At 40.4% G+C, this 24,915-nt stretch carries 26 protein-coding genes; 14 read left to right on the top strand and 12 right to left on the bottom strand.

The window, feature by feature from the left end:
• The first annotated feature begins 473 nt into the window (after positions 1-473).
• From FCR06_RS27485 to FCR06_RS27495, 3 genes are all read left to right on the top strand, one after another.
• The gene (locus FCR06_RS27485; protein ID WP_138505433.1) at positions 474-689 is read left to right on the top strand and encodes a hypothetical protein; all 216 of its coding nucleotides are present in this window, start codon (positions 474-476) and stop codon (positions 687-689) included.
• Between the two features lie 7 nt (positions 690-696).
• Positions 697-1,122: a type II toxin-antitoxin system VapC family toxin gene (locus tag FCR06_RS27490; protein WP_138505435.1), complete on the top strand. Its 426-nt coding sequence runs from the start codon at positions 697-699 to the stop codon at positions 1,120-1,122.
• 163 nt (positions 1,123-1,285) lie between these two features.
• The gene (locus FCR06_RS27495; RefSeq protein ID WP_138505437.1) at positions 1,286-2,854 is read left to right on the top strand and encodes a metallophosphoesterase family protein; all 1,569 of its coding nucleotides are present in this window, start codon (positions 1,286-1,288) and stop codon (positions 2,852-2,854) included.
• A gap of 13 nt (positions 2,855-2,867) precedes the next feature.
• On the opposite strand, the gene FCR06_RS27500 is transcribed toward FCR06_RS27495, so the two are convergent.
• Both FCR06_RS27500 and FCR06_RS27505 read right to left on the bottom strand, forming a co-directional pair.
• A complete protein-coding gene (locus tag FCR06_RS27500) occupies positions 2,868-5,129 on the bottom strand; it encodes a cation:proton antiporter (RefSeq protein WP_138505439.1) in 2,262 nt (753 codons plus the stop codon).
• 177 nt (positions 5,130-5,306) lie between these two features.
• Entirely contained in the window at positions 5,307-6,122 is an 816-nt protein-coding gene (locus FCR06_RS27505) for a class I SAM-dependent methyltransferase (RefSeq protein ID WP_138505441.1), read from the bottom strand.
• A 45-nt stretch (positions 6,123-6,167) separates the two neighbouring features.
• Here FCR06_RS27505 and FCR06_RS27510 point away from each other — a divergent pair, with 45 nt between their 5' ends.
• A complete protein-coding gene (locus FCR06_RS27510) occupies positions 6,168-6,881 on the top strand; it encodes a class I SAM-dependent methyltransferase (RefSeq protein WP_411268028.1) in 714 nt (237 codons plus the stop codon).
• A gap of 64 nt (positions 6,882-6,945) precedes the next feature.
• Entirely contained in the window at positions 6,946-7,626 is a 681-nt protein-coding gene (locus FCR06_RS27515; protein ID WP_138505446.1) for a Uma2 family endonuclease, read from the top strand.
• 62 nt (positions 7,627-7,688) lie between these two features.
• Here FCR06_RS27515 and FCR06_RS27520 read toward each other — a convergent pair whose 3' ends face one another.
• Both FCR06_RS27520 and FCR06_RS27525 read right to left on the bottom strand, forming a co-directional pair.
• Positions 7,689-7,976: a hypothetical protein gene (locus tag FCR06_RS27520; protein ID WP_138505448.1), complete on the bottom strand. Its 288-nt coding sequence runs from the start codon at positions 7,974-7,976 to the stop codon at positions 7,689-7,691.
• Positions 7,977-8,019: 43 nt separating this feature from the next.
• On the bottom strand, positions 8,020-8,487 hold the full coding sequence (locus FCR06_RS27525; RefSeq protein WP_138505449.1) for a VOC family protein: 468 nt from the start codon (positions 8,485-8,487) through the stop codon (positions 8,020-8,022).
• A 151-nt stretch (positions 8,488-8,638) separates the two neighbouring features.
• Between FCR06_RS27525 and FCR06_RS27530 the strand changes: the two genes are divergently transcribed.
• On the top strand, positions 8,639-9,094 hold the full coding sequence (locus FCR06_RS27530) for a DUF4385 domain-containing protein (protein ID WP_138505451.1): 456 nt from the start codon (positions 8,639-8,641) through the stop codon (positions 9,092-9,094).
• A gap of 287 nt (positions 9,095-9,381) precedes the next feature.
• Positions 9,382-10,728 (top strand): glutamine synthetase family protein, encoded by a 1,347-nt coding sequence (locus tag FCR06_RS27535; protein ID WP_138505453.1) that lies wholly within the window; start codon positions 9,382-9,384, stop codon positions 10,726-10,728.
• A 78-nt stretch (positions 10,729-10,806) separates the two neighbouring features.
• Here the strand turns inward: FCR06_RS27535 and FCR06_RS33085 are convergent, their stop codons facing one another.
• Positions 10,807-10,962 carry a hypothetical protein gene (locus FCR06_RS33085; protein ID WP_189523602.1) on the bottom strand — a complete coding sequence of 52 codons (156 nt, stop codon included), beginning with the start codon at positions 10,960-10,962 and terminating at the stop codon, positions 10,807-10,809.
• Between the two features lie 241 nt (positions 10,963-11,203).
• On the opposite strand from FCR06_RS33085, the gene FCR06_RS27540 reads away from it, so the two are divergent.
• Positions 11,204-12,325, top strand: coding sequence for an amidohydrolase family protein (locus FCR06_RS27540; protein WP_138505455.1), 1,122 nt, complete (start codon positions 11,204-11,206; stop codon positions 12,323-12,325).
• Positions 12,326-12,473: 148 nt separating this feature from the next.
• On the opposite strand, the gene FCR06_RS27545 is transcribed toward FCR06_RS27540, so the two are convergent.
• Together FCR06_RS27545 and FCR06_RS27550 are read right to left on the bottom strand one after the other, a co-directional pair.
• Complete coding sequence (locus FCR06_RS27545) at positions 12,474-12,812, bottom strand: hypothetical protein (protein WP_138505457.1); 339 nt, start codon at positions 12,810-12,812, stop codon at positions 12,474-12,476.
• Positions 12,813-13,594: 782 nt separating this feature from the next.
• Entirely contained in the window at positions 13,595-14,257 is a 663-nt protein-coding gene (locus FCR06_RS27550; RefSeq protein ID WP_138505459.1) for a class I SAM-dependent methyltransferase, read from the bottom strand.
• A gap of 101 nt (positions 14,258-14,358) precedes the next feature.
• Between FCR06_RS27550 and FCR06_RS27555 the strand changes: the two genes are divergently transcribed.
• Both FCR06_RS27555 and FCR06_RS27560 read left to right on the top strand, forming a co-directional pair.
• Complete coding sequence (locus FCR06_RS27555) at positions 14,359-14,793, top strand: CoA-binding protein (RefSeq protein WP_138505461.1); 435 nt, start codon at positions 14,359-14,361, stop codon at positions 14,791-14,793.
• A 205-nt stretch (positions 14,794-14,998) separates the two neighbouring features.
• Positions 14,999-15,931 carry a phosphoribulokinase gene (locus FCR06_RS27560; protein ID WP_138505463.1) on the top strand — a complete coding sequence of 311 codons (933 nt, stop codon included), beginning with the start codon at positions 14,999-15,001 and terminating at the stop codon, positions 15,929-15,931.
• Positions 15,932-16,052: 121 nt separating this feature from the next.
• Here FCR06_RS27560 and FCR06_RS27565 read toward each other — a convergent pair whose 3' ends face one another.
• The 3 genes from FCR06_RS27565 to aroF form a co-directional block, all read right to left on the bottom strand.
• Entirely contained in the window at positions 16,053-16,628 is a 576-nt protein-coding gene (locus FCR06_RS27565) for a hypothetical protein (RefSeq protein ID WP_138505465.1), read from the bottom strand.
• A 281-nt stretch (positions 16,629-16,909) separates the two neighbouring features.
• A complete protein-coding gene (locus FCR06_RS27570; protein ID WP_223280323.1) occupies positions 16,910-17,482 on the bottom strand; it encodes a hypothetical protein in 573 nt (190 codons plus the stop codon).
• Between the two features lie 227 nt (positions 17,483-17,709).
• On the bottom strand, positions 17,710-18,582 hold the full coding sequence (gene aroF, locus FCR06_RS27575; RefSeq protein ID WP_138505467.1) for a 3-deoxy-7-phosphoheptulonate synthase: 873 nt from the start codon (positions 18,580-18,582) through the stop codon (positions 17,710-17,712).
• A 1,098-nt stretch (positions 18,583-19,680) separates the two neighbouring features.
• Here aroF and FCR06_RS27585 point away from each other — a divergent pair.
• Together FCR06_RS27585 and FCR06_RS27590 are read left to right on the top strand one after the other, a co-directional pair.
• Complete coding sequence (locus FCR06_RS27585; RefSeq protein ID WP_138505471.1) at positions 19,681-20,175, top strand: hypothetical protein; 495 nt, start codon at positions 19,681-19,683, stop codon at positions 20,173-20,175.
• A gap of 141 nt (positions 20,176-20,316) precedes the next feature.
• Positions 20,317-21,039 carry a pentapeptide repeat-containing protein gene (locus FCR06_RS27590; protein WP_138505473.1) on the top strand — a complete coding sequence of 241 codons (723 nt, stop codon included), beginning with the start codon at positions 20,317-20,319 and terminating at the stop codon, positions 21,037-21,039.
• A 249-nt stretch (positions 21,040-21,288) separates the two neighbouring features.
• Here the strand turns inward: FCR06_RS27590 and FCR06_RS27595 are convergent, their stop codons facing one another.
• Positions 21,289-21,411, bottom strand: a complete 123-nt coding sequence (locus FCR06_RS27595; RefSeq protein ID WP_223280324.1) for a histidine kinase dimerization/phospho-acceptor domain-containing protein — start codon at positions 21,409-21,411, stop codon at positions 21,289-21,291.
• Between the two features lie 150 nt (positions 21,412-21,561).
• Entirely contained in the window at positions 21,562-22,986 is a 1,425-nt protein-coding gene (locus FCR06_RS27600; protein WP_138505475.1) for a phospholipase D-like domain-containing protein, read from the bottom strand.
• Positions 22,987-23,282: 296 nt separating this feature from the next.
• Between FCR06_RS27600 and FCR06_RS27605 the strand changes: the two genes are divergently transcribed.
• Positions 23,283-24,449 carry a cysteine desulfurase family protein gene (locus FCR06_RS27605; RefSeq protein WP_138505477.1) on the top strand — a complete coding sequence of 389 codons (1,167 nt, stop codon included), beginning with the start codon at positions 23,283-23,285 and terminating at the stop codon, positions 24,447-24,449.
• Between the two features lie 244 nt (positions 24,450-24,693).
• The coding region (locus FCR06_RS27610; protein ID WP_223280325.1) for a helix-turn-helix domain-containing protein at positions 24,694-24,915 on the top strand (222 nt) is incomplete at its 3' end.

Here is a 24,915-nt window from a genome sequence, read left to right on the forward strand (position 1 = left end):
GGACTTCCAGAAAATAAATTATCCAATTTCATGCCCATCAAAACGACTTTCTCTCCCCCTGCTCCCTGCTCGCTGCTCCCCTGCCCTCAAGGCGTTCGCGTAGCGTCCCGCAGGGATGGAATATTTTTTTAATTGGAAGTCCCTAATGTCTGTAGAGGCTTAATTTGGAGACTATGACACTATTTTGAATTTTGCAGCAAGTCTGAGCGCTAAAAGTCGGTGAGCGGAACTTTCCAAGACAGACTTTCGCTTACCAAAGAGTTAGTGGTAATCGCTTGTAGCAATTCATCTGTTGCAATCATTTTTAAAATTGGTATTAAATTCGCAATTTTAGCTTTACCTGTTTGACCAAATGAAACAGTCCTTTAAAAGCAACCTTTTAATTCAGCACTCTTCACTAGTGATTGCGTCGTTTAATCTACCCGTATGACTACAACCAGCTTAGGATAGACTAAAAGAATTTTTTGAGTCAAATGATAGAAAAAATCATAGCTGTGTTTAATGGCAAAGTGTTCTATCCATCTGAACCGATCGCACTGCCAACTAATACCCGTGTGCAAATCAGTATTGAAATTTTACCGCCTATTGAACATCAAACAGTATCATTCTTGCAAACGGCGCGATCGCTCAGCCTCGAAGGCTCGCCTGATTGGTCTACCAATATAGATAAATATTTGTACGCTAAATAAACTTTTCATGCACTCCGAAGTCTTTCTTGATACATCATTTGCTATTGCCTTATCTGCACCAAGCGATCGCTTGCATTACCGAGCTTTACATCTGGCTAAAATGTTACAAGCGGCAGAAACCCGTTTAGTGACAACACAGGCTATTATGTTGGAGATTGGCAATGCCTTATCTCAACTACCTTATCGTCAAGCAGCGATCGTATTATTAAATTCTTTGGTAGCAGATTCTAAAGTAGAGATTGTCCCCCTTTCCCAGGAACTCTACGAACGCGCTTTTCAGCTTTATTGCGAACGAACTGAGAAAGAATGGGGATTTGTCGATTGCGTGTCTTTTATCGTAATGGAATATAGTGGAATCACTGAAGCCTTAACTGCTGACGAGCATTTTCAACAAGCCGGATTTCGAGCATTATTGCGAGAAAATTTGCCGTAACTGGGGACTGGAGATTGGGGATTAGGTAATGGGGACTGGGTATTGAGCAGTTTACCCATTATTGATTCACTATTACCCACTGCCTCATCTCCCTCATCTTTCCCAGTCCTTATTATTTCGTTACAATCGGCTTATGCGTTAGGCATTCACGAGTTATCTAGCCATGAATTTGATTTCCGACCCACCGATTCCTGTGAAAATTCAAAAGATGAAGGAACGGGTGCGGTGGATGCATCCGAGTTTTGTGCAACGGGGAATTGACCAAACTAGCATAGTTATTGACGATCGCAAAAATGATAATCCAGAATTTTCCTTTATGGTTATCGGTGATTCTGGTACTAAATCCCATTCTCCATACCACCCCCAACGAAAAGTTGCCGAACTGATGCTTGCTCACCGCGAGGATTGCAGTTTTGTGTTGCATACCGGAGATGTAATCTATGTCGTGGGTTCTCAAGAGTATTACTCAACAAACTTTATTGAACCTTACCGAGAATTTCTTGTAGGTGGCGAGAACCCGAAAAAGATTTCCTATGACCGTATGGTCTTTAATTTGCCGTTCCTGCCTGTACTTGGTAATCATGATTACTATGATGTGCCGTTAATGTACCGTTTAGTTACTGGAACAACATCATCACTACGTTGGCTGTTAGGCTACAAAGATATCGAGATTGGCTGGCATGGTTCGTATCAAGGTAATGCCTATGCACGGGCGTTTATGGATTATACAGCGGCAATGTCTTCCCAAAAGTTAGAAAGTCATTTAGCTCGGCACTATACTGCTAAAACTGACAGGGGACGCTGTTTGCGTTACCAACCTGGAGAGTTTACCCGCTTACCCAATCGCTATTATACGTTTCGTTACGGGGGGATTGACTTTTTTGCACTCGATTCTAATACCTTTAATACACCATCACCTTTACCTGGAACTCAAGAAGGAGAAATTTACCGTCGCCAATTGCAAAAGGGTCGCGATGAGATAAATAAAGAAGAATTGCAGATTTTAAAAATATCCGATGGACTAAACCCAGCTAAACCCACCGAAGCGGAAAAACTCGATGAACTGAGTGCTAAATTAGACCAAATTGATGAAATTAAAATCGATATTGAAAAACAGTTAACATCTGAGAAAATGCCTGCGATCGATTTTGAACAACTTGAATGGTTACGAAGCAGACTCATCGAATCTTGGAATACTTCCGAGGTGCGCGGACGTATCATCTTTTTCCACCATCCACCTTATGTGACAGAGGCTACAAAATGGCATCAGGCGCAAACCTTGGCAGTTCGCCACCGCTTGCGCTGGGTGTTTGAACAAGTAGCCGAAACTGTTGGTTGTTTAACTAAAGAGCGTCCGATAGTCGATTTAATTTTAAACGGTCACGCTCACTGTTTGGAATATCTCCGCACAACTGATACCGGATTTGCTGATTCTCACATCAACTGCATTATTTCTGGTGGTAGTGGTCATCGTCCTCGCTATCAACGGCGAGGGGGGACTGAATTGATGGAGACTTTTGCTGAAATTCCAGATAAACCCACTCGTAAAGTTGCTGATTCATTGCTTTTTGTTGGTCGGCATGACTACAATTTTCAAAAGCGACTGCCTTACTCATGCGTGCGGATTGATGTTTTAGATAGTCATCCACCAAAGTTTATTGTTAGACCACTGGTTACTGAGCGTGTTGGCAAACAGTGGTATAACAGTGAACTTGAACCTTTTGTGATTTAGACGGCTAAAAAGACTATGGCACAGTAATCACAGCTACTGGGCAATGTGCTTTATTCAGAATTGCATCTACTCTGTGACCGAAGAAAACACGACCTGTAATCATTCGGATACTGCTCCCGAGAATAATTAAATCAACTTGCTTGGTTTGGGCAAACTTGAGGATTTCCCTTTCTGGGCTGGTTCCTTGAAGAATATAGGTTTTGACATCAGCGCCTAAATTGCGGCCAATTGCTGCTTGCTGTTCGAGCAAATCGTGAGCAATTTCCTTCACTGGAGCTAGCGATCGCTGCTCGGAAAGAATATACTCAACCTGTGGTAAATTAATCACGTTCACAATCATCACTAGTGCCCCAGTCTGAGCTGCGATCGTACTTGCTACCTCTACGGCATTTTTGCTGTATTCTGTACCCACTGTTGGCACAAGAATGTTTTTCAACTCTTGTTGGGCGATTTTGCATGTCTCACCTTTGGGTTGGAGCAGGTGCGACTTCACTACCATCGTTGCACAAGGGGCTTCTTGTACTACCCGGTCAACAAGCAAATTGAATAATGCTTTTTGAGGGCGTATCTGTTCAGAGGCTCCCAGTACAATTAAGTCATAGTTTTTGTTTGCTTCATTTAGAATCACTTCTACTTTAGAGCGCCCAGACTCTGTTTTTGTTTGCAGAGTGGTATCAGTAGGTAGCTGCATTTCCTCAACAACAGAGACAAGAGCTTGCTCAGCAGCGGTATCTTTGACCTGGGTTGCCATCCGGCGTCCTTTGCTTTGAGGTTGCTTATCACTCAGGGCATATAGGGCTGTGACTTCTATCGAGTTTTGGTGAGCCATGTGACCAACTAATTGCGCCGCCAGTTGGATGTTGGGACCACCACTGGTGGGAAGTAAAATACGGTGAATCTGCTTGACAAAGCTACGGCTGGCCTGTTCTTCCTGTTCCAAACGTCGAGCTTCCTCTTCACCCATAACTACTTTCGACAGGGTGTAACGTAAAAGAGGTGGAGCCATCAAAGAAGTCACAATCGCCACCATAACTATAATTGAGTACATTTGGGGATTGAGAACTCCCAAAGATAAACCAATTGTGGCAACAACAATTTCCATCGCGCCACGTGCATTCATTCCCGAACCCATCGCTAAGGCTTCCCAATGACTCAAGCCGCCGACGCGAGAACCAATGTAAGCACCTGTAAATTTCCCAATACAGGCAACAGCAAGCACAATCAAACCAAATATCAAGGTCTGGGGAACTAACAAGGCTAGCAAATTAACTTTCAAGCCTGCTGCTGCGAAGAAAATTGGCGCTAAAAAGCTGGCTGTGAAGACTTCTAGCATATGTCCAGCTTCATTGCTAAAGCGGCGGGATTGACCTGCCAGAATCCCCAACACAAAAGCACCTAAGGCAGCCTCCAGACCTAATGCGTGGGTAAGGGCGGCTGCTGAAAGTGAAAGAATCAGTACAACCGACATACTAGCAGCAACGCCACCAACGTAGTCATCAACCCAGCGCAAAATCTGGTCTACGATGGTACGCCCAATTGTAAAGGCAATGCCGAGAAACAATATCGCTGCACTGACAGAATGGAAAATTGTCCCAAAGTCAAATTTGCCGCTGCTAGCTAAACCTGAAACCACAGAAAGTAAAATCCAGCCAATGGTGTCATCGGTCATGCCGGCTGCTAAGGTAACTTGACCAATGTCACGGCGAATCAGGTTCAAGTCCATCAACACCTTAGCAATCACTGGTACTGCTGAAATACTCATCGCTGTAGCGATGAACAGACTGAATACCAGTCGCTTTTCTGGGTCGCTTAAAAAACTATCTGGCAATACCCAGCCTAGTCCAAATCCGGTGATAAACGGGACAATAATTCCACCGAGTGAAATCAGCAGAGCCGTTTTACCTTTACGCAGAATCAGCTTTAAATCCGTTTCCAACCCGGTCACAATCAGCAAAAATAACACCCCTAACCAAGAAATTACTGAAAGTAGATCGGACTGTTCTTGGCTTTTGGGAAAGATATGCGCCTGTAAGTCTGGAAAAACCAAACCGAATAAAGAAGGGCCAAGCACCACACCTGCGAGTAATTCTCCAACAACAGGCGGTAGGTTAATCCGGCGCATCAACTCACCTAATCCCCGCGCTACTAAAAGCAACAGCGACAGTTGTACCAGCACCAACAACAGTTCGTGATGACCGAGAGGTTTAATCAGACTAGCACCTGCTCCTTTCTGTGCAGCTAGTACGGGCAGTAGCATTAGGGATAGGTTTTGCATATAAGCGTCTAAAGGTGGGATAAGGAATTTTTAAAGGGGCTGCTTCAAGTTAATCCTGAAAATGTTTACTTCCACATCGGTCTAAGAGATTAAGCTGTCGTTGTCATTATTAACAGCAAGATTATCATGTGCGATCGCCCCAACTGTCAGTTCAGCAGCAAAGCTTTGCTCATCAACTTATTTTTGAGCGCGAACAAAGAACTTTGTTGTATCTTCCCGAATACCTTGAGCGGTTACTAATTTTTCAATTTCAGCTTTGTACTCAACTTGCAACTGATTTAATTGTTCTTGTGATAATTTTAACAACACTGGATTACTTTTAAAATTTATATTAATTGCTATCTGTGATAATCTGTTATCTCTAAGAGGACGGTAACGTTCTGATGGCTCAATCTTAATTTCGATATCTCTAAAATCTGCTTGATTAAGCAAATTACGACATTTTTCTGGAGTCCCAAGTGGTTCAAGGATATGTGGTAGTGATATACCCAAAACTCTAGCGCAGATTTTCTGCTGAAGAGATGCTGTATAAGCAGTTTCGGGAGGAAAGGTAAATGCCACAAATCCTCCTGTTTTCAGGATGCGATACCACTTTTGCAAAGCAGCAAGGATATCAGGAAAAAGTACAATTGCTTCACAGCAAAAGATAACATCAAAACTACTATCACTAAAGTTGAAATATTCGGCATCTGCTTCAATCAACTCGATATTTTGTAATTTTGCTGCTGTAATCTTTTGTCTTGCTTGATGCAACATTCCAGGGGTGATGTCAATTCCAATCACATAGCCATCTGAACCAACTTTTTTAGCTACTTCTATCGCAACTAAACCTCTTCGAGTTGCCACATCAAGGATTTTCTGTCCTGAATGTAAGGGCACAAATTCAAGTAGAAGCTTGGCTTCTAGAGGATGGTGAGTGCCTTCCTCATGGTCATAAGTAGTTCTACTACCATAAAATTCTCTTAGTTGCTGCTTATAACTATCTAAAGTCATAACCAAATGTCAAATTTTCTACACTTTATAGTAACTCTTGTTGTGATGTTGAGTTGCTCGTTGCTGAACCCAACCTTGACAGCACAAGCCGCGTCTTCATCCACCACTGTTTACGAACAGCGTATTATCCATAGTCCAGATGGTATCGGCAAATATTACATGGGGCGGGAAATTGCCAAAGTCATGGGATACACTGGCGCTGGTTGGCTAGAACGTCCAAGCCGAGAAGAACAGGAACAACCAAGTAAAATAGTCAGCGTCCTTAACCTCAAACCTAATGATGTGGTAGCAGATATTGGTGCTGGAACTGGTTATTTGAGTTTTCGTATCGCACCATTATTAATAACAGGTAGAGTGTTGGCTGTAGATGTTCAGCCAGAAATGTTGGAGATTATTGAATTGTTCAAACACGAAAAAAATATTACCAATGTTGAGCCTGTTTTAGCAACACTCACTGACCCAAACTTACCAGATGAAAGTATTGATTTTGCATTGATGGTAGATGCTTATCATGAACTTGAGTATCCCCAAGAAGTAATGCAAAAAATTGTCAAAGCACTCAAACCCGGAGGGAAAGTGGTACTAGTTGAGTATCGGGGTGAAAATCCTTTTATTGCAATTAAACGTCTGCACAAAATGACTCAAAAACAAGTCCGAAAAGAAATGCAAGCTGTTGGTTTAGTTTGGCGTGAAACGAAAAATTTGTTACCTCGACAGCATTTAATAGTATTTGAGAAACCCTATTTACCTAATTCGTAATTCGTAATTCGTAATTAAGGTATCAAGTCATAATAAAGTAAGACTGATTACAGAGCAGAAAATCATGGTCAAGTTAGGACTCAAGCAGGGAATTCCTTTTTTAGGAAATGGCGATCGCCTGACTCGCTACGAATTTGAGCGACGCTATCAAGCAATGGCCGACAATCAAAAGGCAGAATTAATTGAAGGAGTTGTATACTTGGCATCCCCATTACGTTTTGAAAGTCATGCTGAACCACATGGTCATACAATCACTTGGTTGGGAGTTTATCAAGCATCAACTCCTGGTGTGAGATTGGGAATTGAGCCAACAGTCCGCTTAGATGCAAATAATGAACCGCAACCAGATGGGGTGCTATTAATCGCACCAACAGCTAAAGGACAATCTCGTTTTAGCGATGATGATTATATAGAAGGTGCGCCAGAACTTGTAGTAGAAATAGCAGCTAGCAGCGTTGCTATTGACTTACATGATAAGAAAGAAGCCTATTGTCGGAATGGGGTAAAAGAATATATTATTTGGCAAATATTTGAAAATAAATTAGATTGGTTTAGTCTACAACAAGGAGAATATGTATCCTTAGAAGTGGATGCAGATGGAGTTATTAAAAGTCAAATATTTCCTGGTTTGTGGTTGTCAATGTCAAATTTACTTGCTGGCAACATGCAGCAAGTCTTGGCTGTATTGCAGTCAGGGTTAAATTCACCAGAACATCAACTATTCGTACAACAGTTGTCTGGTTAAAATTTTAGAAATCAGAATTTAAGAGTCAGAATAGTTAAATATTTAGCAAGATTCATGATTTATTAGGATGATTCTGTATTTTTAGGAATGAGAGTAGCGCTTTTTTTTGTACTATCCCAAACTATCCAGCTAATAGAATTATCTAAATCTTCAGAGCTATTTGAAACTTTAAAATAGAGTTTTTCTGCACCTTTAGTTTCAATAGCAAAATCAGCATTTTGGGCGTAAACAACCTTAAAGCCTTTATCTCGCAGACAATACATTGCCCAAGCTTTTAATGATTGCTTGTATGGTTCGTGTGGAATTGGTGGTTTGGTAATTGTGTCTTCAATTACTTTAAATATTTGCATGAGTTTCCCGCTTATAAGAGATACTTTTGCTATTATCCTTAAATTAACTAGCTTCTGGATCGCAACGAATTTCAATCATAAAGCCATCTGGATCGTAGAAGTACACACCTCTACCAGTAGGACGAGTGACTGGGCCATGAGCGATCGCTATTTTATTTTCTCTGATTACTGTCACCGCGCGATCGAATAACTGCGGTTCGATATCAAAAGCCAGATGGTATGCTCTGGTGAAAGTCTTTTCTGGATTGGAATCTGGTGGTAATAATTCTGGTTCGCCAAATAAATCTAAAATCGTACCATCTGGGGTGACGAAATTAGCTACTTTCCCAGATGCAACAAGTTCTATCAGAGTCGCAGGTACTTCCTCCCCTGTGAGTTCATGCAAACCCAGAATAGTCCCATAAAAATATCGGGAAGCTTGCATATCCTTGACGTTGAGCGCGATATGATGCACTTTACGCAAATTCCCTGGAGCAAGGACGGTGTTCGCAGATTGGGTGCTAGATAGCATAAGTAAGTTAAAAGAGTGAAACTGAGTGTTAATTACGAATTTATCTACATCAGTTGTGCAAATGCAATGTGTAAGAACTTAAACAAAATTTCCTTACATAGATAGAAGTCGAACTTTTTCTGAAATTTTACTATGTTAATAAAAATCTATCATGCCTTTTGATTATTCTTTAGACTTTCAAAATATCGATTTTCGCCAACATCCCGAACTCTATCGCGTTGGTAAGGGCGAGCAGGGTGTGCTTTTAGTAGAACCATACAAATCAGAAATTCTTCCTCACTGGCGCTTTAAAACTCCCGAAATTGCTAAGGAGTCGAGCGAAAAAATCTACGAAATGTTTCTTGCTTATCTCGAACAAGATGATTTTGTCGGAGCGGATATGGCACGAAAGTTTATTCAAATGGGTTATACTCGCTCTCGTCGTTATGCGAATCATAAAAGTGGCAGAAAATATAAAAAGGATTCGCCAAAAGAGATTTTACCCTATGAAGTAGATCCGATAAAAGCTGAATCAGCAGCTATTTTTAAAATTAAATGGATACAAGCAAAAACAAATGAGAAATATCTCCAGTTTTTGGCTATACACAAACAGAAATATGAAGTTTAGCAATCTTAAATCGGAAAGCAAAAATTATTTTAGTCGTTTTTTGTGATTAGTTCTTGGTCATTTATAATTACGAAGGACTAATGATTAATGATTAATGACAGCTAAGAGAATAATATACATACAGTTTATTTAGGATTGCTATAGACGATTGTGATTGGTGAATCCTGACTTTTGAATTCACTAATTTTGCTGTATTTATTTATGCAAAAGCTTTATTAGTGCAAGAAAATTGTCAAATCAACTCAAAAGCAGGATAATTTCACCAAGTCCTCGTATTCTCTTCAACAATGGTAGCAAATAAACCATTTAAGAAAGTCAAAAAATCTCTTCGGGAAGCTGGAATCAAGTTTGTCCGTATCCTCTGGTGTGACAATGCTAACATCATTCGCGGCAAAGCTGTTCATGTAGAAATGTTATCCCACTACTTTGACTATGGTATAAGCATTTCTGCGGGGCAACAGGGAGTACCTGTAATGTATGATGCTGTAATTCCTGAAACTGGTTTAACTCCTGTAGGCGAAATCCGCTTAATACCAGATTGGTATAGCTTCACTCCTTTACCCTATGCTCAGGGTCACGCTCGTGTCATGGGAAACATGGTACTTAATGGGAGTCCTTGGGCGTTGTGTCCGCGTAATTTCTTAAGCCGGATGATTGAGGCGGCTAGACGTGAGGGTTTGGAAATTCGCGCTGCATTTGAAAATGAATTTTATTTGTTACAGCAATCACAGGGAGTTATACCCGCAGATTCTACAGTTTTTGCTTCTACCCAAGGAATGGATAGAAATCGAGAAGTAATCGATAAGATTGCTGAAGCATTGATTACTCAAGGAATTCCTGTAGAGCAATATTATCCAGAATCCGGCCCTGGTCAACAGGAAATCTCCATGCGATATACTGATGCTTTACGAGCAGCAGACTGGCAGATTATTTTTAGAGAAACCGTCAGAGCGATCGCTCATCAACACAACCTCACAACCTCTTTCTTACCGAAGATTTTTGCTGATGCAGCTAGTAGCGGTTGCCACATTCATCTTAGCCTTTGGCGTAACGGACAAAATCTCTTACCAGATCCCCAAGGTATCTGTGGTGTTTCCCAGATAGGTGAAGCATTTATCGCCGGCATACTAGACCATCTGCCTGCACTGATGGCGTTAACTACTCCTAGTACTAATTCTTACCGCCGCATTCGTCCTCACAGTTGGAGTGGTAGCTTTCGTTGTTGGGGATTAGATAATCGTGAAGCCGCTGTCAGAGTACCAAGCAATCCTGCATTCAATGGTTCTACTCATTTTGAGTTAAAAACCGTTGATGCATCAGCTAATCCTTACCTCGCTTTAGGTGCAGTGATTGCAGCCGGACTCGACGGTGTGCAACGAAGTCTCAAACCTGCAAATCCTGTTGCACAAGACCCCGGACACCTACCAATTGAAGAACGTAATGCTAATGGAATTGACCTTTTACCACAAAGCTTAGGAGAAGCTTTAGACCACTTGAAACAAGATAATATTTTGTTAAATGCTTTAAATTCCCAGTTATCGCTAGCTTTTTTAGCAGTGCGTCAAGCTGAGTGGGAAGCAATGAAAGATTGGGAATTGGAAGCAGAAGTCAAGCTTTTATTAGAAAAATACTAAGAAAGGAAAGAAAAGTTAATTTCACAAGCAATGCTGTAATTGTGTGAGACAGCAAAACGAGTTTGTTTAGCTAAATCTTCAACAAATTGTTAATGCATCAACCTGCATTGTTAATGCATCAACCTGCATTGTTAAAGCATCGGCTTGCATTGTTAATGCATCGACCTGCATTGTTAATGCATCGGCTTGCATTGTTAATGCATCGGCTTGCACTGTTAATGCATCGACCTGCACAGTTAATGCATCAGCTTGCAAAAATTCACTTCCGCTTTCTCCTTACCCTAAAACCTCATCCCAATTTAAAACACAGAGGTGTCCACTAGGCTAGAGTCAGATTCTTTGTATTTCATCTCAAAACACCTCTGTATTATAGCCGTCCGTAGTTACACCCTTTAAGACATAATGACAAGCGTGAAAGCTAGGAATAGTAATAGTTTTACCTCCTGCCCCCTGCCCCCTGCCTCCTTCTATACCAATGAATCTTGCTGACATTCCTTTAATTGACCAACACGCGCACAATCTGTTACGACCAGAAGTAGCTGACCGTTATCCTTATGCTGCTGCCTTTACCGAGGGGTATGATTCAGAGATTATTAATTATCATGCTCGTTACACTTTCTTTTATCGCCGCAGCGTACGAGATATTGCTACTTTGTTAGAATGTGAAGCGCAGGAAGCAGCTATTTTGGCACGTCGCCAAAGCTTAGGGCTGGAAAATTTAACACAATTATATTTTCAGGCTGCCAATTTGCAAGCAATTTTCTTGGATGATGGATTGCAGGTAGAAAACATTTTGCCGCTATCATGGCATGAAAGATTTATTTCAGTGCAAAGAATTTTGCGTTTGGAAGTATTAGCAGAACAGCTGATTCCTCAGATAGAAGATTTTGAGACTTTCCTGGAAACATTCAACAGTCAACTTGATCCACCGCCAAATGGGGTTGTAGCTTTTAAAAGCATTGTTTGTTACCGTACTGGTTTAGATATTCAACCTGTTGCTGTGGAAGTGGCTGCTACTAACTTTTATCGCCTCAAACAACAACTGCAAAATCAACCCCTGCGTCTTACAAACAAACCGCTGATTGATTTTCTCTTGCAACAAGCGTTATTAATTGCGGCTAAATATCGCTTACCAATACAATTGCATACTGGTTATGGTGACCCGGATTTAGATTTGCGATTGGCGAATCCTTTGCATTTGCGATCGCTCTTAGAATCACCCCAATATCCCAATGCACCCATTGTACTGCTACACGCTTCTTATCCTTATACGCAAGAAGCAGGATATCTCGCTTCTGTTTATCCTCAAATCTATTTAGATTTTGGTTTAGCAGTACCATTTTTAAGTGTATCTGGAATGCGGMAGACAATACAACAATTATTAGAATTAACTCCTACCAGTAAATTGATGTATTCTTCTGATGCACACTCAATTCCAGAGTTGTATTATTTGGCAGCAAAATGGGGGCGTCAGGTGTTGGCAGAAGTGCTAGAACAAGCAATTGAGGATTCAGATATTACTGCAAGTGAAGCAGAGGCGATCGCACTTGCAATTCTACGCGAAAATGCCCTGACTTTGTATCAGCAAGTAATTTAATAAATAAATATTCATCACAGATCAACTACTAGCAAAAGATTACTTCTCATAATTACAAACATGATTGCAATATATAGCCAAAAGTAATTATTATTAATTGTTTATTGACGAGGTACACTCACATTTACAATTTAAAATGATATTCTCTTCAGAAGTTATCGTTAGTCCCTAATGATGATAGTTGTAATTCGACTGCGCTCAGGTAATATTCATCATTTATAACTTCTGCTGGTAACTTATTAGCCTTAATTCCAGCCTCAACTACATCTTTTGCAGTTACCTTTCCTATTTGATATTGATATAGCAAATTACCCATACTGGGAATACCTTGTCCTTTCAAATAACCTTGATAAGCTAGAAAAACAATATTGAAAGGTCGGAGATAACTAGCATTATTATTATTGACAGTTTTTGCACTAGCAATTCCAGGTAGAAAAGTAATAGAAGCAATGAGCAGTGCAGAATTTATTAAATTATTGAATTTCATTATTTATTCTCCTTAACAAGTTTTTTATCTATACCGAAACAGTTTTAACTAAAAATCATCATGAACAGTCTTTGCTAAGTATTTCTGAAAAAACTAAGCAAAATAGAGAATATATTTGCAAATCTTTTAAAATTGCACTATCTCAATTAAAATCTTAAAAATTGCCAAACCCCATCATGTAATATGCAATAAAAGCAGTATCAAAAGTTTTAAGCGAATTTATATTTTTAGAATAACTAGGTAAAGTTTCAAAACTAACAGATGTGTTGAGCGGTGGATTACTGTTGTTCTTAGTAACAGTAAAAATTCTACTGATATTTATCATATATTTACCTAAATAATTATTCAAAACTAATTACTTTGATATTTAAGAAATTAAATTAGATTTTTAAACTATCTAATTTAAATTAAAAGCTCAACTGCTTTTTAAGTAATTAAACTTGTCTACTAATATGCTAGATAATTACTAAATTAAGAGCAAATATTTTTAGTTGTTAAATCAATAACTAAAAATAATCATAAGCAGATCCACATTTAACTTGGATAATTAGAGCGGGCAAGATGCAGACTCCACAAGCGCTATATAAATTTTATATCTGCAACCTAGATATGGTTTAACTTAGTTGATACTGGTATGAAACAGTTGAGGATAAACCTGACTACGCATTGATTTGAGCTTAAGTTAAATCTCTTATATGTTATTATCAACTGTTAAAAAATCTGCCAAAAGTATTATTAATGGAGCAATTTCTAAAACTGCAATTGCTCTAATTCGGAAGACATTATTTCTTTAACGCCAGAGTCAAGCCATCTGCGATCGCAATTACACTCAGACTAACTCGCTGGTCTTGATGCAACTTCTGATTAAAAGCTCGAATTCTTTTAGTTCTATTATCTTGCACTTGGGGGTCAGCAACTCTGCCCGACCACAGGACATTATCGATCGCAATTAGCCCCCCTGATCGCACTAATTGCAGCGATCGCTCATAATAGGCATCATAGTTACTTTTATCTGCATCGATAAAAGCAAAATCAAAAGTTTCTGCTTCTCCTGTTGCCAGCAAGTGATCTAAAGTCTGCAAAGCGGGGGCAATGTGCAGTTGAATTTTATTTGCTACTCCTGCTTGCTGCCAATAGCGTCGAGCGATCGCTGTAAATTCCTCACTAATATCACAGGCTACCACCTTCCCGTCACTCGGTAACGCCAATGCCACCACTAGGGAACTATAGCCTGTAAATACCCCAATTTCCAAAGTTTTCTTCGCTGTTAGCAACTGCACCAGTAATGCGAGAAACTGCCCTTGTTCGGGAGCAATCTGCATTCTACCTACTGGATGCAGGGCTGTTTCTTGCCTCAGTTGAGTTAAAATTTCTGGTTCCCGCAGAGAAATAGACAGTAAATAATCAGATAAATTTTGTTCGAGTCCTAGTGTTTGAGTTGTCATGAGATTAAGGCATAAGTCTTTGAACTGCATTAATCAGTGTGTAATATTTGAAATGCAAGTTGGGATATGAGCAAAGCGATCGTTGAGGATATTCTTAGATTGTGCCAAACCTTAAAGAAGATGATAACGCCCTACGTGAGGTGTTGACCCAAGCGAAAATTATTGCTGTTGTCGGACATTCTGATAAACGCGATCGTATCAGCTATCAAATCGCCCAATTCTTACGGCAGGTAGGCTATACAGTTTATGCCGTCAACCCTTTAGTTAAAGAAATTGACGGTAAGCCCAGTTATGCTGCACTCCAAGATGTACCAGAACCCGTGGATATTGTTAACGTGTTTCGCCGTTGTGAGTACTTGCCTGAAATTATAGATGAAGCAATTGCTGTCAACGTTAAAACTGTGTGGGCACAATTAGGCATTAACCATCAACCATCAACCCAAAAAGCTCTAGATGCAGGACTCAACGTGGTTATGGATGCTTGCATTAAAATTGAGTATCTGCGACTAAAAATAGATCTAACAAGCGATGTCTAATTTTGCATCCCTCATCATGCGTATAAATCATGCCAAAAGCAATGCAGATTGTAATTATTATCCAAGCAACCAGCGTACAGACATTTTATATGTAGAGATATTGCATACCAAGTTATTGTTTGAGCTACTCGCCTAAACCCCTCTAGAATTAAAACTATTGTGGGGAAACTTTATTACTAGATTAGCTTTTATTGTCGGAGGAAGGATGAGCCGTCCAATAATTCTTGGTATTGTAGGCGACAGCGCTGCTGGGAAAACAACATTAACACGAGGAATCGCTCAAGTACTCGGCCCAGAAAATGTCACGCTTATTTGTACAGATGATTATCACCGTTATGATCGCCAACAACGTACAGAAATTGGCATCACTGCCCTCCACCCAGACTGCAACTACTTAGACATTATGCAGCAACACCTGTCGCTACTACGCACAGGACAGCCGATTCTCAAGCCAGTTTACAGCCACAAAACAGGCACATTCGAGCCACCGCAGTATATTAAACCGAATAAATTTGTGATTGTTGAAGGATTACTCGGTTATTCTACTCGTGGTGCCCGCGATTCTTATGATGTGAAAGTTTACCTTGCACCTCCTGAAGATCTACGCGCTAATTGGAAAGTCAAACGAGACACCCAAAAACGGGGCTATACTGCCGAACAGGTGCTAGCGGAACTAGAAAAACGCGAACCAGATTCAGCAGAATTCATCCGTCCCCAGCGACAATGGTCTGATATTGTAATTAGTTTCTACCCACCCACCGACGAACAAGATGAAACCAACGGACACCTAAATGTCCGCCTAGTACTGCGTCCGACGATTCCCCATCCAGATTTCACCACAATTACTACCTCTGGCTGGAATTCCGAGTCAGCTATCCGCCTGGGACTAGACAGGGATATGAGTAAGCCTGTAGATGTCTTAGAAGTTGACGGTCATGCCACCTTAGAACAGGTGAATAAGCTAGAGCATATTATATGTTCGGATATGCCTCATTTAAGAAATATTTGCGATCGCGAAAGCAACCCAGAACTTGGCAAAATTGCTGGTACAACTGGAGAAACACTGCAAAGTTATCCCCTAGCTCTGACTCAGTTAATAATTACCTACCACATGCTCAAAGCAACGCAAATTCATTAGTAATTAGGGAAATTAAAGACTTCAAAGGGTTTGCGATCGCGTGTAGTGTAGGGCTGCTGAATTATGCGATGGCTACGGAGGTAAACTACGGACTTTGCTTACTCAAGCTTTGAGATATTACTTATGATTCAGACTTGACGGGGGCTTGCAGCAATTCAATGTCTCTAATCTCAAGAATACCACTACTCTCAAATTGCACGCCGATTTGAATTGTGGCAGCATTCGCTTCTTTTTTAAAATAGGCACGCACTTTGTAATGCTGAAAATTTTCGCCTGGTGAAACTCCTCTAGCCCATGAAGTTGTTCTCATTCCGCCCCATTCTCCTGGTCTACCTACACCCAAACTCACTGCGATAGATTTTTCTGTATTTAGCGCTTTGGCATTAAATTGACAAGCAAGAACACACTCTTGGACATCGGGTTCTGCAACTTCAAATAAGATGACTTTTCGCAAAGGATCGGTACTATTAGTTAGAAAGCGCTGAGTATTATTGTCATAAGCTTCTATTTGCCAACTTTCTTTGACAATTGCAATGCATCCCTTTGTGACGATGGAATCGGCAGGTGTGAATCGACGAATCAGCACAAATGGCTCTACATGTTCGGGAATAGCGAGGGGTTTTTCTAGCTCCTTTAAAGCTTCCCCAGCTTTAGAGACAATAAAACTTGTCAGCTTGTTGAATAGCTCGTCAAACATAGCAATCGCCCTAAATCATCTTATTTTTAGTCTTCCCTTTAAAAGTGAGCCTTTTGTCATACTTAAAAGTTATAGCTATAGCCAAGACCGCGACCCCCTCACCGCAAAGCGTCTACAGAGGAAACCTCCGCTCAGACTTTCCGCTGCGTCTCTGCGTCAAATAAATTCATACCTAAATTAAGCAACACCCAATTTTTATCTCTAGCACTATAAAGCGTAGCCTACAGCGGTAAACTAAGCACTTTACTAATTACTCAAATTTCAGGTATTACTTATGATTATTACTTTACAGGCGCTTGCAACAATTCAATATCTTTAATCTGAAGAATGCCACTACTCTCAAATTGCACACTGATTTGAATTGTGGCAGCATTCGCTTCTTTTTTAAAATAGGCACGCGCTTCGTAAGGCTGAAAATCTTCTGTTAGTAAAACTTCTGTTGGCCAGAAGTCCCTCCATGTGCCCCACTGTCCCAATCTGCGCCAACCTAAACTAACTTTAATTGGTTTTTCTGTGTTCAGTACTTTGGCGTTAAATTGACAAGCAAGAACACACTCTTGGACATCGGGTTCTGCAACTTCAAATAAGATGACATTTCGCAAAGGATCTGCACTAGTTATGAAGGGCTGAGTATTATCATCATAAGCTTCAATTTGCCAACATTCTTTGACAATTGCAATGCCTCCCTTTGTGACTATGGAATCGGCAGGTGTAAATCGACGAATCACCACAAACGGCTCTGCGGGTTCGGGAATGCCGAAGCGCTTTTGCAGATCGTTACCAACTTCTTGAATTTTAGAGTCAATAAAACCTTTGAGATTGTTGAATAAACCATCGAACATAGCGATCGCCATAAATCACAATATTCGTAGTATTCCCTTTGAAAGTTACAAATGAGAGTAACCGTAAAAATTYCCCAAAATTAAAGATTTCTCAAATAGACCTCTTGCAGAATTGATTGTGTGTTGGAATTGCAAGTTATGCTTTAATTTCTATGGAGTGAGAGAATGGAAAAAGGCGATAGCTGAGGCTTTCCGTATGAGCGATCGCCAAAAAAATAAAATTAAATTCTGCCAATGATTCAAGCAGCAAAAATAAAAGGGGCGGTCTCTAAACCAACCCCTTTTGTTTGTGATATGCTACGCCCAACGGCTGTTGCTATCAGCTTTAAACTATCAACTAAATCCACCATATCTTCTAAAGAAAGTGCTTGACGGGCATCGGAAACGGATTTTTCTGGTTCTGGGTGACACTCAATTATTAACCCATCTGCTCCACAAGCGATCGCAGCTTTGGCCAAAGGTGCCACGAGTTCCCGTTTACCTACGGCATGGGAAGGATCTACAATCACAGGCAAGTGAGTTATTTGTTTGAGTGCTACTACTGCGCCTAAATCTAGGACGTTGCGAGTGTAATCATCAAAACTGCGGATACCCCTTTCGCACAACACCACATCAGGATTACCGTGGCTGAGAATATATTCAGCTGCCATCACGAATTCTTCAATTGTCGCTGCTAAACCGCGCTTGAGCAGTATCGGTTTACCAGCTTGCCCTAAAGCTTTGAGCAAATCGAAGTTTTGCATATTGCGGCTACCAACTTGAAGCATATCAGCATGGGTAGCTACTGCTTCAATTTGGGAAATTGACATCACTTCGGTGACGACTGGCATATTGTAGTGCGATCGCACCTTCGCTAAAATTTCTAATCCTGACTCGCCCATACCTTGGAAAGCATAAGGAGATGTGCGGGGTTTGTAGACACCGCCACGCAAGGCTTGTACTGATGCAAGAGATAGCTTTTGGGCGACTATCTCCATTTGTTCCAAGCTTTCAACGGTACATGGGCCGCCGATAATTACTAATTCTTCACCGCCAAAAGCGACTTTTTCTGAAAGTTTAACGATTGTCTGGTGTTTGGGATGGAATTGTGCGGCCAGTTTAGCGTTAATCATGGTTTATATTGTCCTGAAAAATTAAGTATTGGGGATTGGGAACTGGGGATAAGGGGTAATGGGGGTTGGCGATTGGTTATTTCTCACCATCTCCCCCACTCAGAAAAAAACCCAGAACCTTCGAGGGGTTCCGGGCGCGTTCTGGCTCATTGGCATGACGCTATCTACCCGGAACCATTTCTGGGCCAAAAATAGAAGCCGTAAAACCAACTACCAAAATCAATCGTCACAATGAAATTCTCCTTAAAAAACAAAAACCGCAGAGTTCGCTCTGCGGTTCACCGGGCGGTTTCCATCTGGAAACTCTATTCACCCCCGGTGAACCACCCTAAACCAAAAATAAAAGTAGGAATTTGTATTAAACATTTGCGTGCCACTTTGGCTAGTAAATTTAACTTAAACTATATAGACGTATGTATAGTAACATTAACAAAAAGAGCTAGTGGTGTCAAGACCCCCATAACAGCTAAAAAAGCGATAGACTCAGTACAACTGTGGGAATCAAGACTATAAGGTTTCTCTATGAAATTAGGTGCAGCTTGCTTTCTATAGAGTAGTCCGCATTCACTGATCGTGCTGTGTTCTGATCGCTACTGCAAGTCGCTCTTTGCGCGTCTAACCTCGAAGGCGTTTTCTCCTACATGAAACAAGTTTCAGACTTCTGTGCAAATTCAAAATGCTTGGATTTTAAGCTTGATTAGCCTCAATTTGTCAGAATTTGTCTAATGCAGTTTTCGTTACTTAATTTGTGTAGAAGAAAGCGGCTTGTGGCTAAACATTATTATAGTTATATAACTTTATAAATATTGTGATGTGGGAAGTCAATAAATAGTGTAAACAATCAAAAATCAATGGTGAAAAATTTAAAACTTCAGATCAATAAATACAGATAATTTCAAGGAATCAGAGAAAACTTACGGTGGCAGCTTAGTCCTGCAAAAATTAAAAATGCAGGATTCCAAAATCAATACATCTAATTTTCCTGACTTCTGTTTTTACCTTGCGAAAGCTGATTCTAGACAATTGAGAAATGCTATACATCATTGTTACCCAAGCCGTTATCCACCAGATTAACTTTTTAGAATCACTAGTTTGATTATGCCCACTCCCAAAATCTTAGCCAAATCTTTTGACTATCATGGAGTTTACCCCTGCCCAGTCTGTCGGATAGGTAAGATTTCTCATATGGCATTGATGGAAGCTATGGCTTGTGACTTTTGCCAAGAGATTTTTACAGTTAACTTAGAACTACAGCAAATTAAGATGCCTTCTAGGCAACCACCCTTAGTTTGGCGGTGGAATGGGTTTAGTTGGACAGAAGCCCAGTTAGAAGGTGTGGAATTAGGTTGGGGTTATGGACTAGCTGCTGCTGCTTTTGTAGTCCTTCCTACTACTCTGATTGGCGTAGTAGCTTATTATTTTCCACCTAATATCAACGAACCGATTACCTGGATGCCATATATTTGGACAATATTAACTTTTTTGTCACATTTATCAATTATTGTTTGGATTTTTATTGAAGTTTATCAAATTCCACTTGGAGCGTATTTAAGAGCGATCGCTCGATGGAGAAATCGGGAGATGGGGAGATGAGGAGATAGGGAGGTGAGGAGATGGGGAGAAATAACCAATCCCAGCCCCTAATCCCTAATCTCCAGTCGCAAATAATAAAAGATGCAGCCGAGAGACCGCTGTATCACTCATAATTAAGTTGATTGTCCACCGAAATGACGTATGAGCGATCTGGAGCGGTACTATAGAATTTTGGAATTAGAGCCTGGAGCAACACTTGAGGAAGTGAACCAGGCTTATAAGGATTTAGTGTTCGTTTGGCATCCTGATCGCATTCCTAAGGAAAATCTCCGTTTACAGCAAAAAGCACAGGACAAGCTCAAAGCGATAAATGAAGCTCGGGAAAAATTGCGCTCTCTAAAAACTAAACATCAAAGCACACATCACTCACCCCCATCTCACCACCAAACACCATCTCAAACAAGTCATCCACCATCAAGTTATCCACAATCAAGTTATCCACAATCAAGTCATCCACAATCAAGTCATCCACCATCAAGTCATCCACCATCAAAGCAGAACCCAGACTTGAGTGGTAAAGACTATAGTCGGGCAAATTTGAGTAATAAAGATTTATCTGGCAGAAATCTTAGTTATGCCAACTTGAGCGGTGCTAATCTCAGCGATACTTTTATGCACAAAGTCAACCTCAGAGGGGCGAATTTATCTGAAGCAAATTTGTTTCGTGCAAACCTACTTTTAGCGGATCTTAGGGAAGCAAATTTGCGTGCTGCTAATTTAATTGGTGCGGATCTTAGTGGAGCCGATTTGCGAGGAGCTGACTTAACTGGAGCGCGGATTCGCTCTGGCGAGCGCCTTCTAGTTAAACTAATTGGTGCTAACCTAGCTGGGGCAATCATGCCTGATGGTGCCATTCATCAGTGATAGGGGGGATGCAAAAACGCGGGGTTAGTTAAATTTTTTACGAATTGTGACGCGTAAAGCCTCCGTCATCCATGCGGGGGATATAAGCGAACATCTCAAGTACGGTTACGTGGCGCTGCGATCATACAGCGCCCATAAGCTTGAGGCGATGGTCTAATATATACTATTATTTGCCCATGCCAAATTTAATAAGGTTTGCAAAAGTCAAGTCATACACTCTGCTTGCAAGACAGCCATTTTCAGAGCTTGTTATTGAGTATCTGTCAAGTTCTGACTACGTTGCCAGCATCTTTGCAGATATGGATAAACCATGCTCAAAGGTGTACGTAATTCGTGAGATAAGTTGTTGGTAAACTTAGAATGTATATCCAAGCAATCATAATTAAATTAAGTTCATCTGAGAAATTTCGGAAAATTTTTGGTTCTCAAACTTTTAATACAAACTAAACTTCATTAACAAGATGCTCTACTTATTAAATAAGTTCTGGATATCAACCTTAGTTTTTTTACAAATAATTCAGTTTACGAAGAAGTTTTTATGTGGGAACATTGTGTTTGTTGGAGTTTAATTTTTTGTTGAAGGTTTACTGGTAAGCCAGGTTTAACTTTGGCATATAGACGAGCAAATTCTCGCACATAATGAGCAGCAACCATTGGACTTTCAATTACTAAAAGTGTCTCGTCGTTCCCATTATTGGCAGCATCAGACCAATTATGAGAACCTGTAATTACTGTTTTGTTATCAATAACAGCAAATTTATGGTGTAATAAATCACCTTTCGCTAATACAGGTACGCCTACAGTCGTAATTGGGTTTTGCCAAGGATGATTATCAGCTTCATATTTACATTTATTACTGAGAGCAACTCCCATCATATCTAAGGCCTCACTATAAGAACGATAAGCAAATTGTGGCTCAATTAAAGCACGAATTTGGACATGTTGTTGATGTCGATTTTCTAAAATATTAGCAAGACGCTGTTCAGAAAATACGAATAAAGCCAAATCAATAGATTCTGTTGCTGAATCTAAAGTTTTGCCAATTAAACCATTACTACTATTATTCCAAGGTTGAGTTGGAGAAGTAGGCGAAAACTGCACAGTAATTGTGGTTTGATTTAATCTAATTTTTTTAGGTAAACGCAGCGGTTTTTGTAGACCAAATCGACTATCTGGCTTACCTCCTGGGCCGTCGCCCCACATAATGTTAAACTCTTCTGTAAATAAAGATGCTAATTCTGGGCTGTCAATTTGCAATAAATTATTAGCATTTCCTAAACTGCTAGAATTTGTATAATCACCAGAAGTATCACTTAAAGTAAAATTCGCCGAAGTAATAATTACAATGCGATTATCTACAATTACAAACTTATGATGCATCAAACTACTACCAGATGAACCATCAGCTCGATCATCTAACCTCTGAATTTTGGCATTTTGCAAAATTATTAAAGCATCTCTTTGATTTATTTCTGCGGAAGTTACTTGATTATCTTGGTTAACATCAAGAAATTGGCGAAATTCTTGATAGCGTTGGCGTTCTCTTTGAGCTAACTTACTTATTTCATTAGGTGTAAAACTACTCCAAGGTCGGCTATAAGTATTTTCTAAAATTAACCTGACTTTTACTCCAGCTTTTTGTCTATCAACCAATGCTTGGGCGACTTTAGGTAAACGTAATTCTTGTACAGCCACATCTACTGTAGATTTAGCTTGGGTAATAGTATCAACAATTTGTTTTTCTAAGTCATCTCCCAAACGAGTTTGCTGACGGTATGGTTCTTTGTATTCCCCAGACTGAGAATGATTAAAATATACTTGAACTAAAGGATCTTGTGGTAAAGCTGCTAGACGCTGATTAGATGATTGGACTCGTTGACAGGCAGTAAGGGGAAAGATAAGTAAAAAGATATATAAAAAATACCTTTGTCTAGATAAAAGTTGCACTGTAATCTGTTAAAAGTGGATTAAGAGTAGACATATTTATCATTCCCAAAATTTTTGGTTTTGAGATGAAGTAGAAAAATACAGCAGGAGTCAGAAGTCAAACAGGTTTTATACTTGGCTAGCAGACTTAGATTGTGTACTTCATCAACTTGAAATCAGCTATAGCTTTCCCACCCAAAACAAAAACCCGCTTAGAATACAGAATTACTGAGATTTAGTCGGTGTCCACTTAAACTGTATATGCTAAAAACATCAGCAGTCTACTCCCAGCTTGTGTTCTCATCATTACCAGTTATATGCAAATTTATCTAGATTACAGCGCCACTACTCCCACTCGAAAAGAAGCGATCGCGGTTATGCAAACAGTCCTCACTCAACAGTGGGGCAATCCTTCCAGCTTACACGAATGGGGACAACGGGCTGCAATGGTTGTGGAACAAGCCAGAGTCCAAGTTGCTGAATTAATTAACGCCGCCACTGCTGAATCGATTGTTTTTACCTCTGGCGGTACTGAGGCAAATAATCTGGCAATTATGGGTGTGGCTAGATTATATACTGTTCCTCAACATTTAATTATCTCCAGCATCGAGCATTCCGCAATTTCCGAAACAGTACGATTGCTAGAAATATGGGGTTGGGAAGTTACCCGCCTAGCTGTAGATGTCAAAGGTAGAGTCAACCCTCTAGATTTAAAAGCGGCATTGCAAGATAATACAGTTTTGGTTTCCGTGATTTATGGTCAAAGTGAAGTCGGGACAGTACAACCAATTGCAGAACTAGGAAAGATTGCGCGATCGCATGGTGCTTTATTCCATACAGATGCGGTGCAAGCTGCGGGACGTTTACCCATAGATGTACAAGAACTCTCTGTAGACTTACTTAGTCTATCCAGCCATAAAATATATGGACCCCAAGGAGTAGGGGCGCTGTATGTACGTCCTGGCGTGGAATTGATGCATTTACTCGCGGGTGGTGGACAAGAAATGGGATTGCGTTCTGGTACACAAGCAGTACCGATAATTGCTGGGTTTGGTGTAGCCGCTGAGTTAGCAGCGCAAGAATTGCCTATAGAAACACCACGCTTGATTCAATTACGCGATCGCGCCTTTGCCCAACTAGCTGAAATTCCTGGTTTAATTCCCACAGGACATCCGTACCATCGCTTACCTCACCATGTGAGTATGTGTTTAAAAAATGCTGATGGCGAAAAACTTAGCGGTAAAACCTTAGTACGACACCTCAATCTTGCAGGCATCGGTATTAGTGCTGGTGCTGCTTGTCATAGTGGAAAACTTAGCCCCAGCCCGATATTGTTAGCAATGGGCTATTCCGAAAAAGCTGCCTTGGGCGGAATTCGCATTACACTGGGGCGTGATACCACCGAAGCCGATATAGATTGGACAGTAATGGTATTGAAGCAAGTCTTAGAAAGGGTGACGCCAAATTTATTGGCTATATATTAAACAATCTATAGAAATCCTATTTGAGTTTTAAATAAATACCGTACATGTGAAGGGTAGCAAAATCAAATGGGGAGCATCCAGTTTTGGAAGATTTATCATTTCTAAGAAAATGTAGAAGGAAATCTCCCTGATCGCTTCCCTTACTTTTCCTGCTGACAACGTTCGTAATGAAAATTACAGCGTTTTTCAATTGAATAGACCACAAATTTAGTAAACTGGAGAGGCAGCAAAAATACTCATAGTTATGCCTGCTCCTTACTCAACTGATTTACGCCAACGTGTGATAGATGCTTATGAAGCCCAACAAGGGTCACAACGCCAACTGGCTAAACGCTTTAAAGTGAGCTTATCCTTCATTAAAAGGTTAATTCGTCGCTATCGAGATACAGGACAAGTGACACCTTTGCCTCATGGAGGTGGCGCGATCGCTAAAATCAGGACTAGCAATTTACCAGTAGTTGAGCAG

The sequence above is a fragment of the Nostoc sp. PA-18-2419 genome, from assembly GCF_005869855.1.
Classification (GTDB): domain Bacteria; phylum Cyanobacteriota; class Cyanobacteriia; order Cyanobacteriales; family Nostocaceae; genus Nostoc.

Excerpts from the sequence above, each read along its gene's own strand:
- FCR06_RS27515 (WP_138505446.1), top strand. The coding sequence starts at position 6,946 with ATGGTCAAGTTAGGACTCAAGCAGGGAATTCCTTTTTTAGGAAATGGC.
- FCR06_RS27485 (WP_138505433.1), top strand. The coding sequence starts at position 474 with ATGATAGAAAAAATCATAGCTGTGTTTAATGGCAAAGTGTTCTATCCA.
- FCR06_RS27520 (WP_138505448.1), bottom strand. The coding sequence starts at position 7,976 with ATGCAAATATTTAAAGTAATTGAAGACACAATTACCAAACCACCAATT.
- FCR06_RS27585 (WP_138505471.1), top strand. The coding sequence starts at position 19,681 with ATGCCCACTCCCAAAATCTTAGCCAAATCTTTTGACTATCATGGAGTT.
- FCR06_RS27490 (WP_138505435.1), top strand. The coding sequence starts at position 697 with ATGCACTCCGAAGTCTTTCTTGATACATCATTTGCTATTGCCTTATCT.
- FCR06_RS27505 (WP_138505441.1), bottom strand. The coding sequence starts at position 6,122 with ATGACTTTAGATAGTTATAAGCAGCAACTAAGAGAATTTTATGGTAGT.
- FCR06_RS27565 (WP_138505465.1), bottom strand. The coding sequence starts at position 16,628 with ATGTTTGACGAGCTATTCAACAAGCTGACAAGTTTTATTGTCTCTAAA.
- FCR06_RS27535 (WP_138505453.1), top strand. The coding sequence starts at position 9,382 with ATGGTAGCAAATAAACCATTTAAGAAAGTCAAAAAATCTCTTCGGGAA.
- FCR06_RS27500 (WP_138505439.1), bottom strand. The coding sequence starts at position 5,129 with ATGCAAAACCTATCCCTAATGCTACTGCCCGTACTAGCTGCACAGAAA.
- FCR06_RS27510 (WP_411268028.1), top strand. The coding sequence starts at position 6,168 with ATGTTGAGTTGCTCGTTGCTGAACCCAACCTTGACAGCACAAGCCGCG.
- FCR06_RS27570 (WP_223280323.1), bottom strand. The coding sequence starts at position 17,482 with ATGGCGATCGCTATGTTCGATGGTTTATTCAACAATCTCAAAGGTTTT.
- FCR06_RS27550 (WP_138505459.1), bottom strand. The coding sequence starts at position 14,257 with ATGACAACTCAAACACTAGGACTCGAACAAAATTTATCTGATTATTTA.
- FCR06_RS27495 (WP_138505437.1), top strand. The coding sequence starts at position 1,286 with ATGAATTTGATTTCCGACCCACCGATTCCTGTGAAAATTCAAAAGATG.
- FCR06_RS27605 (WP_138505477.1), top strand. The coding sequence starts at position 23,283 with ATGCAAATTTATCTAGATTACAGCGCCACTACTCCCACTCGAAAAGAA.
- aroF (WP_138505467.1), bottom strand. The coding sequence starts at position 18,582 with ATGATTAACGCTAAACTGGCCGCACAATTCCATCCCAAACACCAGACA.
- FCR06_RS27530 (WP_138505451.1), top strand. The coding sequence starts at position 8,639 with ATGCCTTTTGATTATTCTTTAGACTTTCAAAATATCGATTTTCGCCAA.
- FCR06_RS27525 (WP_138505449.1), bottom strand. The coding sequence starts at position 8,487 with ATGCTATCTAGCACCCAATCTGCGAACACCGTCCTTGCTCCAGGGAAT.
- FCR06_RS27545 (WP_138505457.1), bottom strand. The coding sequence starts at position 12,812 with ATGAAATTCAATAATTTAATAAATTCTGCACTGCTCATTGCTTCTATT.
- FCR06_RS27590 (WP_138505473.1), top strand. The coding sequence starts at position 20,317 with ATGAGCGATCTGGAGCGGTACTATAGAATTTTGGAATTAGAGCCTGGA.
- FCR06_RS27560 (WP_138505463.1), top strand. The coding sequence starts at position 14,999 with ATGAGCCGTCCAATAATTCTTGGTATTGTAGGCGACAGCGCTGCTGGG.